This is a genomic window from Kitasatospora sp. NPDC085879 (assembly GCF_040686255.1).
Classification (GTDB): domain Bacteria; phylum Actinomycetota; class Actinomycetes; order Streptomycetales; family Streptomycetaceae; genus Kitasatospora.
The window spans coordinates 37,979-56,222 of the sequence record NZ_JBFBJZ010000049.1; the positions used below are offsets into that span (position 1 = coordinate 37,979).

11 protein-coding genes and 3 pseudogenes are annotated in these 18,244 nt (G+C 73.0%); 5 read left to right on the forward strand and 9 right to left on the reverse strand.

All coding sequences use genetic code 11. The features are described 5' to 3' along the window. Positions 1-124: 124 nt before the first annotated feature. From AB0P35_RS29860 to AB0P35_RS29875, 4 genes and pseudogenes are all read left to right on the forward strand, one after another. Positions 125-1,108 carry an acetylxylan esterase gene (locus AB0P35_RS29860; RefSeq protein WP_363516881.1) on the forward strand — a complete coding sequence of 328 codons (984 nt, stop codon included), beginning with the start codon at positions 125-127 and terminating at the stop codon, positions 1,106-1,108. Continuing rightward, positions 1,105-2,523: a GH1 family beta-glucosidase gene (locus AB0P35_RS29865; protein ID WP_363516852.1), complete on the forward strand. Its 1,419-nt coding sequence runs from the start codon at positions 1,105-1,107 to the stop codon at positions 2,521-2,523. Before AB0P35_RS29860 ends, AB0P35_RS29865 begins: the two co-directional genes overlap by 4 nt. Continuing rightward, positions 2,520-4,802: an alpha-xylosidase gene (gene yicI, locus AB0P35_RS29870; RefSeq protein WP_363516855.1), complete on the forward strand. Its 2,283-nt coding sequence runs from the start codon at positions 2,520-2,522 to the stop codon at positions 4,800-4,802. The genes AB0P35_RS29865 and yicI overlap by 4 nt, the downstream gene beginning before the upstream one ends. Before the next feature lie 76 nt (positions 4,803-4,878). Further along, positions 4,879-5,631, forward strand: a pseudogene (locus AB0P35_RS29875) (aminoglycoside phosphotransferase family protein); the annotation flags it as partial. 306 nt (positions 5,632-5,937) lie between these two features. On the opposite strand, the gene AB0P35_RS29880 reads toward AB0P35_RS29875, so the two are convergent. Both AB0P35_RS29880 and AB0P35_RS29885 read right to left on the reverse strand, forming a co-directional pair. Further along, a complete protein-coding gene (locus AB0P35_RS29880; RefSeq protein ID WP_363516858.1) occupies positions 5,938-7,932 on the reverse strand; it encodes an alpha-L-fucosidase in 1,995 nt (664 codons plus the stop codon). 51 nt (positions 7,933-7,983) lie between these two features. Next, positions 7,984-8,742 (reverse strand): SDR family oxidoreductase, encoded by a 759-nt coding sequence (locus AB0P35_RS29885; RefSeq protein WP_363516861.1) that lies wholly within the window; start codon positions 8,740-8,742, stop codon positions 7,984-7,986. A 190-nt stretch (positions 8,743-8,932) separates the two neighbouring features. On the opposite strand from AB0P35_RS29885, the gene AB0P35_RS29890 reads away from it, so the two are divergent. Next, complete coding sequence (locus tag AB0P35_RS29890) at positions 8,933-11,356, forward strand: glycoside hydrolase family 95 protein (protein ID WP_363516864.1); 2,424 nt, start codon at positions 8,933-8,935, stop codon at positions 11,354-11,356. Between the two features lie 53 nt (positions 11,357-11,409). Here AB0P35_RS29890 and AB0P35_RS29895 read toward each other — a convergent pair whose 3' ends face one another. From AB0P35_RS29895 to AB0P35_RS29925, 7 genes and pseudogenes are all read right to left on the reverse strand, one after another. Then, the gene (locus AB0P35_RS29895) at positions 11,410-11,574 is read right to left on the reverse strand and encodes a hypothetical protein (protein ID WP_363516884.1); all 165 of its coding nucleotides are present in this window, start codon (positions 11,572-11,574) and stop codon (positions 11,410-11,412) included. Beyond that, positions 11,529-12,170 (reverse strand): non-reducing end alpha-L-arabinofuranosidase family hydrolase, encoded by a 642-nt coding sequence (locus AB0P35_RS29900; protein ID WP_363516867.1) that lies wholly within the window; start codon positions 12,168-12,170, stop codon positions 11,529-11,531. The genes AB0P35_RS29895 and AB0P35_RS29900 overlap by 46 nt, the downstream gene beginning before the upstream one ends. A gap of 388 nt (positions 12,171-12,558) precedes the next feature. Beyond that, the gene (locus AB0P35_RS29905) at positions 12,559-13,326 is read right to left on the reverse strand and encodes a hypothetical protein (RefSeq protein ID WP_363516870.1); all 768 of its coding nucleotides are present in this window, start codon (positions 13,324-13,326) and stop codon (positions 12,559-12,561) included. Continuing rightward, a pseudogene (locus tag AB0P35_RS29910) lies at positions 13,323-13,852 on the reverse strand (sigma-70 family RNA polymerase sigma factor). The gene AB0P35_RS29905 and the pseudogene AB0P35_RS29910 overlap by 4 nt, the downstream one beginning before the upstream one ends. A 127-nt stretch (positions 13,853-13,979) precedes the next feature. Beyond that, complete coding sequence (locus AB0P35_RS29915) at positions 13,980-14,876, reverse strand: expansin EXLX1 family cellulose-binding protein (protein ID WP_363516872.1); 897 nt, start codon at positions 14,874-14,876, stop codon at positions 13,980-13,982. 245 nt (positions 14,877-15,121) lie between these two features. Beyond that, positions 15,122-17,539 carry a SpoIIE family protein phosphatase gene (locus AB0P35_RS29920; RefSeq protein ID WP_363516875.1) on the reverse strand — a complete coding sequence of 806 codons (2,418 nt, stop codon included), beginning with the start codon at positions 17,537-17,539 and terminating at the stop codon, positions 15,122-15,124. 141 nt (positions 17,540-17,680) lie between these two features. Continuing rightward, positions 17,681-17,803 (reverse strand): annotated as a pseudogene (locus tag AB0P35_RS29925) (exodeoxyribonuclease III); the annotation flags it as partial. Positions 17,804-18,244: the final 441 nt, after the last annotated feature.

The following is an 18,244-nucleotide window of genomic DNA, read 5'->3' on the forward strand; positions in this document are numbered from 1 at the left end:
CCGGGAGACCCGCCCGCTGCCGCATCCGTTCCGACCCCGTCACCCGCCGCCCGGAGGCGGCCCCATGTCACTGCTCACGCCCCACCACCTCACCTCGTCCTCGCAACACCCGGAGGAATCCCCCGTGCCGCTCACCGACTTCGGACTCGACGAACTCGCCGGCTACCAGCCCGAGTCGACCATCCCGCAGGATTTCGACGAGTTCTGGCAGCGCACCCTCGCCGAGGCCCGCTCGCACGGCGGGGCGGTCAAGGCCGAACGCGTCACCGCGCATTACGGACTGCGCACTGTCGAGGTCGACGACGTACGGTTCCCCGGCTGGAACGGCGAGCCGGTGGCCGCCTGGCTGCTGCGCCCGCGCGGTGTGGAGGGACCGCTGCCCGTCGTCGTCAGCTACCAGGGCTACAGCGGCGGCCGCGGCCTGCCCACCGAGCACCTGTTCTGGTCCGCCGCCGGCTACGCCCAACTCGTCGTGGACAGCCGCGGCCAGGGCCACGACACCCCGGACCGAAGCATGGGCGACGGCACCCAGTGGGCCGAGGGTTTCATGACCCGCGGTATCGACTCCCCGGAGAACCACTACTTCCGGCGGCTGATGACCGACTGCGCGCGCGCCGTCGACGCCGTCGAGCAGCTGCCCGGCCTCGACCCGGACCGGATCGTGGTGACCGGCGGCAGCCAGGGCGGTGGGCTGGCGCTCGCCGCCGCCGGGCTCACCGGGCACCAGGTGGCCGCGGTGATGCCGGACGTCCCGTTCCTCTGCCACTACCGTGAGGGCGCGCAGACCTCCCTGGACGGGCCGTACCAGGAGCTCGTCAAGTACCTGCGCTGGCACAGCCGGCAGCGCGTACAGCCGACCTTCGCCACCCTCGAGTACTTCGACGGCGTCCACTTCGCCTCGCGGGCCACCGCCCCGGCCCTGTTCAGCGTCGGCCTGATGGACCCGGTCTGCCCGCCGCGGACGGTCTACGCCGCCTTCAACCGCTACGCCGGCGAGGACCGCACCATGACGGTCTGGCCGTTCGCCGACCACGGCGGCGGATGCGGCTCCAACCCGCCCACCCAACTGGCCTGGCTCCACCAGCGCGGCCTCGGGCCGGGGCGGTGACCGCCGTGACACCCTGGGAGGAGCCGGACTTCCCCGCCCTGCCCGCCGGGTTCCGCTTCGGTGCCGCCACCGCCGCGTACCAGATCGAGGGCGCCCACGACCTGGACGGCCGGGCCCCCTCCATCTGGGACACCTTCAGCCACACACCCGGACACACCCTCGGCGGCGCCACCGGCGACACCGCCTGCGACCACTACCACCGCTACCGGGAGGACGTGGGCCTGCTGCGCGGGCTCGGCGTCGACAGCTACCGCTTCTCGATCGCCTGGCCCCGCCTGCTGCCCCAGGGAACCGGCCCGGTGAACCAGAAGGGCCTGGACTTCTACGACCGCCTGATCGACGAGCTGTTCGCCTCCGGAATCCGACCCGCCGTCACCCTCTACCACTGGGACCTGCCGCAGGCCCTGGAGGACCGTGGCGGCTGGCGCGTCCGGGAGACCGCCGAGGCGTTCGCGTCGTACGCGGCCCTCGCCGCCGAACGCTACGGCGACCGGGTGGAGCGCTGGATCACCCTCAACGAGCCGTACTGCTCCGCGTTCGTCGGCTACGCCGAAGGCCGGCACGCCCCCGGCGTCCAGGAGGGCCGCGGCGCGCTCGCCGCCGCACACCACCTGCTGGTCGCCCACGGCCTGGCCGTACGGGAGCTGCGCGCCGCCGGCGCCCGGGAGATCGGCATCGCCCTCAACCTCGACCGCATCCACGCCGCCTCCGAGCGCCCCGAGGACCTCGCCGCCGTGCGCCGCGCCGAGGTGCTGCACAACGACGTCTGGACCGAGCCGCTCCTCGCCGGACGCTACCCCGCGCAGGAGGCGGAGACCTGGGCCGGTCTCGCCGACGGCCCCTGGCGGCAGCCCGGCGACCTGGAGGTGATCGGCGCGCCGCTGGACTTCCTCGGCGTCAACTTCTACCGCCCGATCACCGTCGCCGCCGCCCCGCACCGCACGGACGACCTCGAAGCACGCACCGCCGTGGACATCGGCGTCACCGAGCTGGACCCGTACGGCACCCGGCACACCACCATGGGTTGGCCGGTCGTCCCGGCCGCGCTCACCGAGCTGCTGTGCGAGCTGCACGCCCGCTACTCGCAGCTGCCACCGGTCTGGATCACCGAGAACGGCGCCGCCTTCGAGGACGTGGCCCGCCCGGAGGGGCGTGTCCACGACCCGGAGCGGACCCGGTACCTCGCCGCGCACCTGGCCGCCGTCGCCGACGCGGCCGCGGCCCGGGTGGACGTTCGCGGCTACTACGTCTGGTCGCTGCTGGACAACTTCGAATGGGCCCGCGGCTACAACCAGCGCTTCGGCCTGGTCCACGTCGACTACGACACCCTGACCCGAACGCCCAAGGACAGCTACCACTGGTACCGGGGCCTGATCACCGCGCACCGCGCGCGGACGGAGGAATCCTCCCGATGAAGTTCACCGACGGCTACTGGCTGATGCGTCCGGGCTGCACCGCCCGCTACGCCGCCGAGGTCGCCGACGTCCGGGCCGAGGAGCACCGGCTCACCCTCTACGCACCGGTCAAGCACGTGCGCGGCCGTGGCGACACGCTCAACAGCCCGCTGCTGACCGTCGAATGCTGGTCCCCGTCCGAGGGCGTGATCGGGGTACGCACCACCCACCACGCCGGAAAGGTGCGGCGCGGACCGGAGTTCGCGCTGCCCGGCGCGCAGGACGGCGGCGGAAAGGTCCACCGGGACGGGGAGGTGGTGGAGCTCAGCGCCGGCGAACTGACACTGCGTATCGACACCTCGCAGCCCTGGCGTCTGGAGTTCACCGCCGGCGGCCGGGTACTGACCAGTGTCGGCGAACGCGGCACGGGCTTCGTCACCGACGCCGACGGCCGGCACCACATGCTGGGCCAGCTCGCGCTCGCCGTCGGCGAACTGGTCTACGGGCTCGGGGAGCGGTTCACCCCGTTCGTCCGCAACGGCCAGGTGGTCGACATCTGGCAGGCCGACGGCGGCACCAGCAGCGAACAGTCCTACAAGAACATCCCGTTCCACCTGACCAACCGGGGCTACGGCGTCTTCGTCAACCATCCCGGGAAGGTCTCCTACGAGGTCGGATCCGAGTCGGTCGGACAGGTGCAGTTCAGCGTCGAGGACCAATCGCTCGAGTACTTCGTCGTCCACGGCCCCACGCCCAAGGAGATCCTGGAGCGGTACACCGCGCTCACCGGCCGCCCCGCCCTGCCGCCAGCCTGGGCGCTCGGACTCTGGCTGACCACCTCCTTCACCACCGACTACGACGAGGCCACCGTCAACCGCTTCGTCGGCGGCATGGCCGAACGCGGCATCCCGCTCAGCGTCTTCCACCTCGACTGCTTCTGGATGCGCGAGTACCAGTGGTGCGACTTCGACTGGGACGCCGACACCTTCCCCGACCCGGCCGGCATGCTGGCCCGCCTCAAGCAGCAGGGCCTGCGGATCTCGGCCTGGATCAACCCGTACATCGCGCAGAAGTCCGCGCTCTTCGAGGAGGGGATGCGCGAGGGGTACCTGGTGCGCCGGGCGGACGGCAGCGTGTGGCAGTGGGACCTGTGGCAGCCCGGCATGGCCCTGGTCGACTTCACCGACCCGGCCGCCCGCGACTGGTACACCGGCAAGCTGCGCACCCTGCTCGCGCAAGGCGTGGACTGCATCAAGACCGACTTCGGCGAGCGCATCCCCACCGACGTCGTCTGGCACGACGGCTCCGACCCCGAGCGGATGCACAACTACTACACCCACCTCTACAACCGGGCCGTCTTCGAGCTGCTGCGCGAGGAACGCGGCGAGGGCGAGGCGCTGCTGTTCGCCCGTTCCGCCACCGCCGGCGGCCAGCAGTACCCGGTGCACTGGGGCGGCGACTGCGAGTCCCACTTCAACGCCATGGCCGAATCCCTGCGCGGTGGGCTCTCCCTCGGCCTGTCCGGCTTCGGATTCTGGAGCCACGACATCGGCGGCTTCGAGGGCACCCCGACCCCGACCGTCTTCAAGCGCTGGGTGCAGTTCGGCCTGCTCTCCTCGCACAGCCGGCTGCACGGCAGCAAGTCCTACCGGGTGCCCTGGGACTACGGCGAGGAGGCGGTGGAGGTCACCCGCGAGTTCACCCTGCTCAAGCACCGCCTCGCGCCCTACCTCCAGCGCGCCGCCCAGCACGCGCACGCCACCGGCATCCCGGTGATGCGTGCCATGGTGCTCGAGTTCCCCGACGACCCCGCCGCCGCCACCCTCGACCGGCAGTACCTGCTCGGCGACGACCTGCTCGTCGCCCCGGTCTTCACCGACGACGGCACCGTCGAGTACTACGTCCCCGAGGGCACCTGGACCAACATCCTGACCGGCCGTCAGGTCGTGGGCCCGCGCTGGGTCAAGGAGCAGCACGGCTTCCACACCCTGCCGCTGCTCGCCCGCCCCGACTCCGTCATCCCGCTTGCCGCCGACGACCAGCGCCCGGTCTCCGCCTGGGCCGAAGGCGTCGAGCTGCGCGTCCACGCCTTCGCCGACTCCACCGAACGCACCGTCGCCGTCCCGCGCAGCGACGGCCTCGGCGACGCCGCCCGCTTCCACCTGCGCCGCACCGGCGACCGGCTCACCGTCACCACCGACAGCCCGCACCCGTGGCACGTGCGCATCGGCGGCCCGTACGGCCCCCTGTACACCCACCCGGCCGGCACCCAGGAGGCCCACCTCCCGTACCCGGCCTGAACCGCACCGAAGGCGGGGTTCCGATGCGGAACCCCGCCTCCTGCACATTCCCGTCCTCGTATGCGGAAGAGCCGCCATGGAGAGCCTGACCAAACGCCGGCTGACCGCCGACGAACTCGACACCCTGCTGCACACCTCCACCGGCCTCGGCTGCCGGGTGGAGGCCGAACTGACCGACGGCTGGTTCAACAGCGTCCACCGCGTCCGGCTGGACGACGGCCGGCCCGCCGTGGTCAAACTCGCCCCGCCGCCCGACGCGCCGGTGCTCCGGTACGAGCGCGGCATCCTCGCCACCGAGGCCGTGGTCTACCGGCGGCTCGCCACCCTGCCGGCCGGTGCCGTACCGGCACCCCGGCTGCTGTACGAGGGGGAGGAGTTCCTGGTCCTGTCGGTCCTGGACGGGACACCGTGGGACAAGGCCGGGAAACGGCTGACCCCCGGTGCGGAGGCGGGGCTTCGGCGTGAGATCGGCGCGATCATCGCACATCTGCACACCCTCGCCCCGGCGGACGGCCGCTTCGGGTACCCCGCGGCCGAGTCCGCCCTGTCCGCCGGCGACTGGCGGACGGCGTTCACCGCGATGGTGGAGGCGCTGCTCGGGGACGCCGACCGGTGGCAGGCCCCGCTCGGTGTCCGGCCCGACGAGCTGCGGACCCTGGTGGCCGAAGGCGGCCAGGCCCTCGCGGAGGTCACCGAGCCGAAGCTGGTCCACTTCGACCTGTGGCCGGGCAACGTCTTCGTGGAGCCGGCGGCGCACCGGGTCACCGGACTGATCGACCACGAAAGGGCCTTCTGGGGCGACCCGGCCGCCGAACTGGTCTCACTGGCCTTCGGCGGCGACACCGGACCTGACAGCGACCTGGTGGCCGGCTACACCGGCGCGCGCGGACGCCTCGACTTCCCCCCCCGCCCTCCGGCACCGCATCGCGCTCTACCAGCTGTACCTGGCCCTGCTGCTGGTCGTCGAATGCGGCCCCCGCGGGTACCGGGGCGAGCACGTGTCGTTCTGCCGAGGAATGCTCGCCGAGGCGGTCGACCGCGTCCGGGCCCTGGGGTAGCCGCCGGGCGGGGAGCTGCGACGCCGACCACGGGGCCGGTCGCGCAGCTCCCCGCCCCGTGGTCGGCATGCTCACCGTCAGCCGTGGTCGACCACGACCATCGCGTGCCCGTCCAGGCTGGTCACCGGCACGTGGACGTACTCGCCGTCGTACTGCCAGTCGAGCTCCTGCCCGGCCGGCTGCAGCCGCACCGCGCTCGGCTCGCCCGTCACGCGCACCGAGACCGGCACGTCCACCAGCGGGAACGGGTCGTGCACCAGGTCCAGCGCCGGGGTCTCCCGGGCCGGCACGAAGCTGATCAGGTGCACCACCGTGCCGGTGGGCGTGCGGACCACGCCGGTCTCCAGGTGGACCGGCCCGCCGGCCCGCACCAGCGGATCGGGCAGCAGCCGGTCCAGCGCCGCGCCGAGCAGCTGCCGGTACGTCTCCAGGCCGTGTTCGTGGAACGCCTCCAGCAGTGGCACCGTCACCGCGCCCACCCCGTCGGCCACCGCCACGGCGACCTCGTCCGTGAGGTCGGCCGGCGGCGTGTACGAGTGGCCGCAGAACCGGTCCCAGCTGCGGGGGAAGTACGGCTCCACCACGCGGGCCAGCACCTCCGCGCCGGCCCGGGGCCGAGCGGTCAGCCGGGCGCCGTGGCTGATCACCGGGAAGTCCTCCGGCGCGCCGGGAACGCCCTGGCAGGCCAGGAAGGACTCGCCGCCCGGGGCGGGTGCCAACCCCTCGACCGGCAGGTCGGGGAGGGCCGGTTCGGTGCCGTTCAGCAGCGCGGGCCCGATCAGCAGCACCGCCCCGCCGCCCGTGCGGTACTCCTGGAGCCGGGCGGCGAGGGCGTCGTCGACCCGGGTGGTCTCCGGTACCAGCACGGCCCGGTACCCGGTCAGGTCCGAGGCGGGGGTGACCACGTCGAACTGCACCCGCAGCTGCTGCAGGGCGCGCACCGCGCCGATGATGCTCGCCCCGGGGTCGTCGCCGAGCGCGGGGCCGGAGACCAGCGCGACCTCGCTGAGCACGCGGCCGCCCTCGACGAACGGCTCGCACCGCTCGATGTGCCGGTAGACCGAGCCGATCAGCTCGTACACCGCCGCGGACGGGGTGCCGCGCGGGTGCAGGACGTCGCCGACGCCGCTGGTCAGCCCGTGGCTGAGCATCTGGCTGCACTCGTAGAGCAGGGCGGCCCGCGGCTTGAGGGCGGCGTTGTCCCCCCAGCTCTCGTGGAACCGGCCCGTGTGACTGAGGGCCGGCAGCCCCATCGGCCGGACGAAGCGGGCCACGTACGGCAGGAAGGTGTAGCCCCAGCCGCCGGTCGGCAGACCCTCGATCTCGGCGTGGCGCACGAACTGCCGTTCCTCGGACAGCCGGGACTTGGGCCGGCTGTTGAACCAGACGCCCTGTGCGGCGTCCGCCGGCAGTGCCTTCTCCACCATGGCGGAGTAGCGCGCCATGTAGCGGTGGGCCACCAGGGTGGCGTAGCGCGCCCGGTGGTCGGCATCCGCGGGGTCCAGGCCCTCGCGGCGCATCCCGTCGACCGCCCAGCGGCTCGCGCTCGGCTGGTCCCAGCACATGTCGATGAAGATCCCGTCGACCGGCGCGAAGCGCCGCAGCACCTCGTCCAACTGGTCGGCGAAGTAGTCGGCGTACGGGCTGGACATGTCGAGCACGTTCCACCCGGCGTCGAAGGCGGAGGTGGTCCAGCGGTTGAGTTTCAGGTCCTCGCCGTGTCCGATCCACTCGGGGTGTTCCCGGGCGGCGTACTCGTCGACCTGGAGGGAGAGGTAGATCGGCGCGCGGATCCCCACCGCGTGCAGCTCGTCGATCTGCTCGGCCAGCAGGTCGAGGCCGGGGGCGAGGCCGGGGTGCCGCTCGGGCCGGTCGGTGGCGTGGTAGAGGTGGCCGTGGTGGCACTTGGCAAAGACGGTGACGCTGTCGACGGCGGCGTCCTGGAAGGTCTGTGCGAAGGCCGCCGGGTCGAAGTCCCGGCCCACGTCCGGGATGTCGGGCCCGGTGTGGAAGTCCAGGTGCACCGTGCGGCGCGGGAACCGGCTCGGGTCGGGCGGAGTGGGGCGGGACACGGTGTCTCCTTGCGTACGGGAACGGAAGTCGGGGCCCGCGGGCCGGCCGGCCTAGTCGCAGGGGAGGAGGCGCGGGCCGCGCACGCCGTCGTCCACGGCGAGATCGGTGCCGGTGGTGGCACCGGCGTGCGGGCCGGCCAGGTAGGCGATGGCGGTGGCCACCCGCTCGGCGGTCACCGGGTGGCCGGTGCGGCTGCGGGCCTCCGCGGAGGCCCGGTCGGGGGTCGGCCCGGGGCCGGTCTCCGGCAGCGGCTCCGAACCCGGCGCGGTCAGGGAGCCCGGGTCGACGCAGGTCACCCGGATGCCGTCGGCGGCCAGGTCGGCTGCCATGGCGCGGGTCATCGAGCGGACCGCGCCCCTGGACGCCGAGGACAGCACGTGGGCGGGCAGCCCCTCGGCGGCAGCGACCGAGCAGGTGTTGACGATCGCCGGGGCCGGCGAGCGCCGCAGGTACGGCAGCGCGGCCCGGGTCGTGCGCATCACCCCGAGGACGCCGACCTCGAACATCCTGCGCCACTCCTCCTCGCCGCCCAGCTCGACACCGTCGCGGGCGCCGACACCGGCGCAGTTGACCAGGATGTCGATGCCGCCCAGCAGTTCGGCGGCCCAGGCCACCCCGGCGCGGACCGACTGCTCGTCCGCGACATCGGCGTACGCCCGAACCAGCGTGGACGGGACGCCTTCCGGTCGCACGTCGAGGCAGGCGACCCGCGCGCCACGGGCCGCCAGCAGGCGGGCCGTGGCCAGCCCGATGCCCGAGGCGCCGCCGGTGACGACGGCCGCCAGGCCCGCGAAGTCGGGCTCACCCATGGCTGCTCCTCCTCAATACATAGGATGGATTTATAGAAGACGTGGTCGTGATCCGTCCAGAGGGTGCGGCAATCTAGGCCACAAAGTGCCAGGTTTCAAGGAAAGTTGTGGCGGCAGCAGGCAAGGGATCCAGTCGCTCGTCGTTCGCCATTCCTCCCCGATACATAGGATGTCCTGTTGGCTTGTCGATGTGTCTCTCCATGACCACGTCCCCACCCCCGTCCCTGCCGACCAGCTCTGGTACCGGCATCCCGCCGACGACTTCCTCGACGCGCTCCCGCTCGGCAACGGCCGGCTCGGCGCGATGACCCACGGAGGCATCGCCACCGAGCGGATCGACCTCAACGCCGACACGCTGTGGTCGGGCGGCCCGGGCCCCCGCGACCGGCCGGGCGCCGCCGAGCACCTGTCCGCCGTCCGCGCGGCCGTGCTGCGCGACCGCGACCACGCCCGCGCCGACGCGCTCGCCGCCGCCCACCTACAGGGCCCGGACACCGAGGCGTACCAGCCGCTGGCCACCCTGCTGCTGGCCTTCCCGCCGACCGAGGCGGACCAAGTCGCCGACTACCGGCGGGAGATCGACCTCGACCAGGCGCTGCACACGGTGTCCTACACGGCGGACGGAGTCGCGTACCGCCGGGAGAGCTTCGTCTCCGCCCCGGCCGGGGTGCTCGCCGTCCGCCTCACCGCCGACGCCCCCGGAACCCTCTCCTTCCGCGCGGGCTTCACCACGCCCCACCCGGACGCGCAGCCGTCCGTCGAACCGGACGGCGTCCTCGCCGTCCGCGGACGCGCCCCGTCCCACCTCACCCGCAGGCAGGAGCACCCGGCGGACTACGGGCCCGACCGGGGTACGGGGTTCGCCGCCGCGCTGCGCGTGCACACCGTCGGCGGGCAGGTCGGCGCCGACGGGGACGGACTCGCCGTCAGCGGCGCCGACGAAGCGGTGCTGCTGGTCGCCGTCGGCACCGGCTACCGGGGTTGGCGCGAGCAGCCCGACGGCCCGCAGGCCGCGCTGGCCGAGGCCCGCCGGTGGCTGGCGGGCGCCGGGGGGCGGGACTACGAGAAGCTGCGCGCCGAGCACCTGGCCGACCACCGCAGGCTCTTCCGCGCCGCCGCGCTCCGCCTCCACGGCCCGGCGGCCGCAGCGGACCGCCCGACGGGTGAACGCCTCGCCGCCGCCAACGCCGGTGCCCCCGACCCGGGCCTCGCCGCCCTGCTCTTCGCCTACGGCCGCTACCTGCTGATCGCCTCCTCGCGGCCCGGCACCCAGCCGGCGAACCTCCAGGGCATCTGGAACGCCGAGGTCGTCCCGCCCTGGAACTCCGACTGGACGTCCAACATCAACGTCCAGATGAACTACTGGCCGGCTGAGACCACCGGCCTCGCCGAGTGCCACGAGCCGCTGTTCGACCTGGTCGCTGACATCGCCGAGGCGGGGCGGAACACCGCGCGCACCTATTACGACGCCCCCGGCTGGTGCTGCCACCACAACGTCGACCTGTGGCGCGCCACCAACCCCGTCTCCGGCGACCCCGTCTGGGCGAACTGGCCGATGGCCGGGCCGTGGCTGGCCGCCCACCTGTGGGACCACCACCTCTTCCACGGCGACCGCGCCTTCCTAGCCGAGCGCGCCTACCCAGTGATGCGCGAGGCCGCCCGCTTCGTCACCCACCTGCTGGTCGAGGCCCCGGACGGCACCCTGGTCAGCTGCCCGTCCACCTCGCCCGAGCACCACTTCAGGCTGGCCGACGGCACCCTGTCCGCCGTCACCGCCGGCTGCACGATGGACTACTGGCTGACCGCCGAGCTGCTCGACAACACCGTCGCGGCCGCCAGGGAACTGGACACCGACCACGACCTCGCCCGGGAGTCGGCCCGTGTCCGCGCCCGGCTGCGGCCTCCTGCGCTCGGTGCCGACGGGCGCCTGCTGGAGTGGGCGGAGGACCTGCCCGAGGAGGACCCCGGCCACCGCCACCTCTCCCACCTGTACGGCCTCTATCCGGGCAGTGCCGTCGACCCGCTCACCGACGACGCCCTGCTCGCCCCGGCCCGCCGCGCGCTGGACCGCCGGCTGGAACACGGCGGCGGCGGCACCGGCTGGAGCCTCGCGTGGGTCGCCGCGCTGGCCGCCCGGCTCGGCGACGGCGCCCTCGCCGGGCACGCCGTCGAGCGCCTGCTCGCGACCTCCGTCGCGCCCAACCTCTTCGACCTGCACCCGCCGCGGCTCTTCCAGATCGACGGCAACTTCGGCATCACCGCCGCCATCGCCGAGATGCTGCTGCAGAGCCACAACGGCATCCTGCGGCTGCTGCCCGCCCTGCCGCCGTCCTGGCCGGACGGAGAGGTCCGCGGACTGCGCGCGCGGGGCGGCGCGGTGGTGGACCTGACCTGGCGTCAGGGCTCGCTGACCGGCGCGGACCTGCGGACCGCACGGGACGGCACGGTCGACATCCGCCTTCCCGACGGCTCCGGCCGACCGGTCGTCACGGGCCCGGCCGGGGGCGAGGTCGTGCCGGACGGGGTCTGCGACGACGGGCGACAGCTGCGTTTCGCACTCCGGACGGGCGTGCACTACCGGCTCTCCTTTCCGGCCGGGCGGTCCGGACGCTGAAGTGCAGGACGGGGCCCGGGCGGGGAGACGCCCGGGCCCCGTACCGGCGGGGTTCAGCAGGCGCTGTTGGTCTGGGTCAGCAGGCCCATCCGGTAGGGGAGTGCGATGTAGTCACCGCCGGCGTTGGGATCGAGTCCCTGGTAGACGTACTGGAGTTTGCACGGGTTGATGGTCAGGGTCTGGTCGTTGCCCGCCCGGACCATCTCGCCGTGGCTGATGTCCTGGGTCCATGCGGTGCCCGGGAAGGTGACGTTGTTACGGCCGGCGAACGGCTCGTTCTGTCCAGGTAGGTCGGGGTCGCCGAGGCCGCCTGGGACCAGTCCGAGAAGGAGAACATCTCCAGGCCCCAGCCGGCGGTCTTGCTGGCGGTGGTGGCATAGACCAGCCACTTGTCGTTGTGGCGGACGACGGAGTAGTCCTTGATCCCCTCGACGGTGTGCGTCGAGTCGGACTTCGGGCCGGCCAGCGCGCCGCTGGAGCTCCACCGGAAGGTGGACGGAAGCGAGCCGGTGCCGCCGCTGCCGCTGTCGGAGACCGGGACGAGCTGCCACTGCTGGTTGGCGCCGCCCCAGTCCGCGTACTGGACGGCCTTTCCGCCGTCGGCGGTGGACGCGCCCTGGACCTCCAGCGCCTTGCCACTGTTGCGGTTGACCAGCACGTACCACTTCGCCGTGTCGACCGTCGCGGCCGAGGCGCCGGTGGTGTCCACCGCTACCAGGAATCCGGCCAGGAAGGTCGCCGAGAGCAGAGCGGCCAGCCGTGACCGCCATCCTCGCCGCTGCAAGGTCCGTCGGGACTTGCAGCGCGTGTCCATGTTGCACCCTCCTCCGGGCCGTTGGGCAGGGCCGAGCCCCCGTCCTGCGCGGATCCGGGGTCATCCGGCGCGGTAGGGACGGGCGGCGTGCAGGGGTCGGCCCTGGGGTGGGGCGCCGGCAAGTAGTGGACTGTTAGCGTTAATAATTCGAAAGGTGAAGATCCGGCGTTCGCCAGGGCGAAAAGCACGGCCCTGAGGAGCTGTCAATATGGCCTTTACGGACCCACCGCAAGTCGAGCAGAGGATTCCAAGGAGGCCGTCCGTCAGTTGACGGAAGGTCAGTGAGAGCTCACACTCATCCCCGACCCCTTGGACCTGTCCGTCCATCCCGTCGCCCGCCGGCCCGACGGGTAGGGACGGAAACGCCTGGCGCGCCGCGGTGAAGCCCTCAGTGTGCCGGGGCGAAACCTCCTCGGAGAGTGACGGAGGAGGCGGCGGTCTTGGCGTCGACACGGTAGCTGTCGCCGGCCGTGGCGCGGACGCCGGTGGAGTGGTTGAACTGCGCGGCGAACTCGTGCTGCCCGGCCGGCACGGTACGGCCCGGCTTGAGGACCCAGCGGTAGACCAGCGAGCCACCGGACTCCTGGACGGTGACCGTGAAGTCGTCGGCCGGCAGGGTCCGCCAGGAAGCCGGGTCGCGCAGCCCGCCGGTCTGCGCGACCCGCAGCTCCACCGTGAGCGAGGTGAGCGGCTGGGAGGTCCCGAGGACGAGGTTGCTCTGGCCCCAGTAGACCGTGCTGTGCCCGTCCACCGAACCCTCGGTCCACAGCGGACCGTTCTGGACCCGCCCGGTCGGGAGTGACGGACTTGGACTCGGCCGCGACCCGCCGGTGCCGCTCGGCGCCGAACCGGTCGCCGTGGAGGGCGCGGACGGGGTGGGGCTGTCGACGGGGGCCGGGTCGGCGGGCGCTGTCACCGCGGGCGCCGGTGGCGGGGCGCTGACGACACCGGCGACGGCGAGGCCGCCGGTGGCCAGGATGCCGGCAGTGGCGAGAGCGGCGAGGGCCACCCTGCGCCCGGACCGGGCGATCGAGGGCGCGCGGTGTCGGAGCGTCGGGCCGGCCGCGCGCTGCTCGACCAGCGCGACGATCTTGGCGCGGTCGGGGTGGTGGTGCTCGGCGGCCTCGCGCAGCTGCCGACCGATTTCTTCGTTCACCGGGTCCTCCCTCCCAACACCGGCTCGCCGGCCGCCGGTACGCCGAGCAGTCGCTCCAACTCGGCCACCGCCTTCGAAGTCTGGCTCTTCACGTAACGACCGATATGCCCAGTGCCATCGCGGTGTCCTGCTCCGGCAGGTCGAAGGCATGGCGCAGCACGACGCACGCCCGCTTGCGGAACGGCAGCCGGGCGAGCGCCGCCCGGATGGCCAAGGTGCCGGCCATGTCCGGCAGGTCGATCGCCCCGGGGAGCGCGAGACCGGAGCAGCGCGATCCTGCGCCGCTCGCGGACGGCGCTGCGGATGCGCTCGCGCACCAGGTCGGCCACCACGCCCCGGGCGTCGGCGAGCGGGTGGCGGGCCGCCGGAAGCGGTCCCAGTGCTGCCACAGCGCCACCAGGGCATCCGCGGCGATGTCGTCGGCCGCGTCCGGCTCGCCGGTCAGCAGATAGGCGAGTCGGACCAGTTCGGCATGGTGGCGTTCGAAGAAGTCGTGGAACTCCGCGGACGCGTCCTCGAAGCGCACCTCCCCCGGTCGCCCTCTCCCCGCGATGTGTGCGTTGACAATCGGCCCGGGCCGACAGCGCCCGTCACCGCGACCGAACGGTCGCCGCCTGCGGCGGCGTGACCGTGGCGGTGGATGGACACCACGATCAGTGCCGGGCGAACTGGACCCGAGTGGGTTGGGCGACATCCGGTCTCACCGCGAGGCCGTCCACGGTCAAGTGCTCGCCGTAGATGTCCGTGATCCTGATCGAGGAGCCACAGCCGTTGCCGTCGGCGGCGAGGAAGTAGTTGTAGTCGGTACGCGGCAGCTGTCGCCAGCCGCCGGCGGCCCGCACCTCCAGGGCGGCGACCGGATTCCGGTGGCCGATCACCTGGATGCCGCACCAGTAGCGGCTGGACCCGGTCTTGTACCGGACGGAGAGCGTGGCCGGTGCGGCGGCGGGGCTCAGCAGGCTCCAGGTGATCGGCAGCCGGCCGACCTTCAGATCGGCGAGCTTGGCGAACGCCTGCTGGCTGAGGTCGAGCTGCCCAGGGGCGCAGGGCAGCGGGCACTCGTTGACGATCCGCACCGTGATCGTGGCCCCGTTGGCGGCCCGGACCAGGACGTACGCGCCACACGCCCGGGACGACTCGTAGTCGGTGTGGTTCATCGCCGCGATCATCATGTCGCCGGACGGGCCGAACAGGCAGGCACCGTTGCCGTCGGCGGCCTCGTACGCGGTCGCCACGCCCTGGTAGCCGACACCGGGGCGGATCCGCCCCGCCGCGGGAGCCGCGGCCGCGGACCGCGGGCTGCCCGAGGCCGAGGCCGAGGCGGAGGACCGGGCCGAGGCCGAAGCGGACGGGGTGGCGGAGGCGGAGACGGAAGCAGAGGCCGACGGCTGCGCCGAGTCGGTCGGCGCGCCGGTCGCCGGCTCAGCGGAGCCGGAACTCGTCGGGTCGCCCGCCGGGGCCCCCGCCACGGCCGCGCCGGCCGGCCGGCCGATGCCGCTCCCGGGGAACAGCGCGACGGCCAGGCAGGCCACCGCTGCCACTGCGGTCAACACCAGCGGAATGCCGACTGCTCGTCCGCGGTTTCGCGCGCGCCGCTCCCGCTGAGCGCCGTGCTTCGTTGTGCTCATGCTCGTCCGTCCGGTAGGTCAGGTCGCTGTTTCACCTCCCAGTGGTCGCCGGTGGAGAAAAGGTTGCCGCCCCTCGAAGAATTTTCTGAGACGGCCGCGGAGTGCACGTCGGAGCCGCCGGCGACGAGCGCCGCCGGCGCGAGACCGTGGCCCCCGTACGACGCTCGCTACCTCGACTCGATGGTCTGCGCGCACCAGATCGTCTTGCCGTTGGTGGTGTGCCGGGTGCCCCAGCCCTGGGTGAGCTGGGCGACGAGCATCAGGCCCCGGCCGCCCTCGTCGAAGGCGCGGGCCCGGCGCAGGTGCGGGGTGGTCTTGCTGGCGTCGGAGACCTCGCAGATCAGCGCGGTGTCACGGATCAGCCGCAGCCTGATCGGTGGCTCGCCGTACTTGATCGCGTTGGTTACCAGCTCGCTGACGACCAACTCGGTGACGAACGCCTCCTCCTCCAGGCCCCAGGTGGCCAGTTGCTCGACGGCGAACTGCCGGGCGGGCGGCACCTGTGAGACGTCGGGCTCGACGTTCCAATCGGCGACGCGGTCGGCGGTCAGCGCGTGGGTTCGGGCGAGGAGCAGGGCCGCGTCGTCGGTGCGGTGGTCGGGGAGCAGGACAGTGATCGCCGTGTCGCAGAGGGCCTCCAGCGAGGTGGCCGGCTCGCTCAGGACCCGGAGCAGTTCGGCGATCCCCTGCTCCGCGTCGCGTTCGCGGCTCTCCACCAGTCCGTCGGTGTAGAGGGCGAGCAGGCTGCCCTCGGGCACCTCGACCTCGGTCGCTTCGAACGGCAGCCCACCGATGCCGAGCGGCGGTCCAGGCTGTACCGACAGCGAGGTCCTGCTGCCGTCCGCCGCGATGATCAGCGGCAGTGGATGGCCCGCGCTCGCCATGGCGCAGCGGCGGGAGACCGGGTCGTAGACGGCGTACATGCAGGTGGCCCCGGACTCGCCGGTCGATTCGAAACGGCTTTCGGGATGGAGGTCGTCGGGAAGGTGGAGGACCAGGTCGTCCAGGTGGGTCAGCAGCTCGTCCGGCGGCAGGTCCACGTCGGCCAGGGTGCGGACCGCCGTGCGCAGCCGGCCCATGCTGGCCGAAGCGTGCAGGCCGTGACCGACGACATCGCCGACCACGAGGGCGACCCGGGCGCCTGACAGCGGGATGACGTCGAACCAGTCGCCGCCCACGCCGGCGCCGGCCCCGGCGGGCAGGTAGCCGGACGCCACCTCGATCGCCTCCTGGCGCGGCAGTCGCTGCGGCAGCAGGCTGCGTTGCAGGGTCAGCGCGGTCGTGTGCTCGCGCGTGTACCGGCGGGCGTTGTCGATGGCTACGGCGGCCTTGGCGGCCAGTTCCTCGGCCAGGATCAGGTCGTCGGCGGTGAAGGCCTCGGGTCGGTCGCGGCGGGCGAACGCGACGACGCCGAGCACGGCGCCGCGCGCCAGCAGCGGCACGGTGATCCGGCCGGTGAGCCCCTTCGCGGCGATGGACGGGTCGATCAGCGGGGTGCCGGGCGGCCAGTGGGCGGGGTCGGCGGCGAGACCTGGGCCGAAGGCCCATTCGCCGCCCTGGCTGGGTTCGGCGGCGAGCTGCACCGTGGACCTGCCGGTGGCCATGCAGCGGGCGACGATGGAGCCGGGGGCGTAGCCGACCGGCGTCGCCGGTCCGGGAGGCCGGTCCGGATCCTCCTTCGCGCTGTGTTGGGCGGCGCGGCTGAGCGTGATGGTGCCGCCGGCGGTGACCGCAGCGTGGACGGGCGGTTCCTCTCCGCGCAGCACCTCGTCGAAGAGGTCGACGGTGGCGAGGTCGACGAAGCCCGGGACCGGGGTCGTCGCCAGCTCCCGGGCGGTGCTGATCACGTCGAGGGTCCGACCGATACCGCTGCTGGCCTCGTTGAGGATGAGCAGGCGCTGCCGGGCCCAGTACTCGGCGCTCATGTCGAATCCCCAGTTCGCGACCGCGCACACCGTGCCCTCGGCGTCCCGGACGGGCCACATGCTGGTGGCCCAGGCGTTGGCGTAGGCGCTGCCGAGCGGGCGGAAGATCGTGATGAGACGCGCGGGCTCGCCGGTCCTGGCCACCTCGGAGAGCTTGTCGGTATACGCGGCATCGTCCAGTTCGGGGAACAGCTCGCGGTACTTCTCGCCGAGCACCTGCTCCTCCGAGTGCGCCATCACCCGGGACGCGGCGGCGTTCACCCACAGGAACCGCAGGTCAGGGTCGTACACCCCCAGGGCGAAGGGGCACTGCTCGAAGGCCCGGTCGGCGATCACGGGGCGCCGTCCCCAGCGCTGGACGGTCAGGACGAGGCCCAGCGCCCGGCCGCTGCCCCCGCCCAGGGGATGAGCCGTCACCACGGCGTCCACCGTGCAACCGTTCCGGTGGCGCAGGGCGATCAAGCCGGTGCTGTCGGTGCCGGCGTCGTCGGGGAAGCCGGGCGGGGGATCGACCAGCAGGTCGGTCACGGGGCGGCCGACGGTCTCCTCCGCCGCCCAGCCCAGCAACAGCAGCCCACCCTCGCTCCAGCCGCTCACCAAGCCGTCCGGATCGACCACGACAACGGCAGTGGGTGCGTCCCGCACGCCGGCCGTCTCCATGCGCGCCTCCGTCCAGGCAGCCGTGCATACCGGAACGGGAATCCGGTCTCTGGCTCCAGCCTAGGTCCGGCGCCCGGTGCATGCGCTCCGGGCAGCGAGGGGACAGGACGTCACGGCACGACGTTCGCTTTCCCGGCCTAGTTATCCGCGGTCGAAGAATGCCGTGACGGGTGCGTGATCGGACCAGCGTTCCGCGTGCGAGGCGGGCTGCTCGGCGTAGGCCTCGATGCACCTGGCCGCGAGTCCCTGACCGGCCATCAGGTACCGATCCGCCAGCGGGCAGACGCGTCTTCCAAAAGGTCCACCCTTTCGGGCGGGGATGGGTCGGGTAGGTCTGCTGGCCTGCGGCTACGTCGGCTCGCTCGACGACACCACCGACCGCGCCGGACCGGGCTGCGCACGGCCCAGCTGTCACCACGGCGACATGCACCACGCGCGGAGGCACACCGTTGCGGCCACGCCCCTTTCTGCCTCGTGCGGTAGTCCGCCCTGTCCCGCCCCCACCGAGATCGAGCTTCCCCGTCGCACTGCGCCCCCCCTTCACCCTGGTGGCATTCCCACAACTACAGGAGACGTCCATGTCCGCGCTTCGCGCACGGCTGTCGGCGACAGTGCTCGCCGTCTGCCTGCTCTTCACCGGCCTGGCCGCGGCCGTCCCCCAGCGGGCCGCGGCCGCCGATCCCGGCTACCTGATGGTGCACTTCA

Bases quoted from the DNA above. Each gene is read 5' to 3' on its own strand.
- yicI (WP_363516855.1), top strand. From the start codon at position 2,520: ATGAAGTTCACCGACGGCTACTGGCTGATGCGTCCGGGCTGCACCGCC.
- AB0P35_RS29885 (WP_363516861.1), bottom strand. From the start codon at position 8,742: ATGGGTGAGCCCGACTTCGCGGGCCTGGCGGCCGTCGTCACCGGCGGC.
- AB0P35_RS29900 (WP_363516867.1), bottom strand. From the start codon at position 12,170: ATGGACACGCGCTGCAAGTCCCGACGGACCTTGCAGCGGCGAGGATGG.
- AB0P35_RS29920 (WP_363516875.1), bottom strand. From the start codon at position 17,539: ATGGAGACGGCCGGCGTGCGGGACGCACCCACTGCCGTTGTCGTGGTC.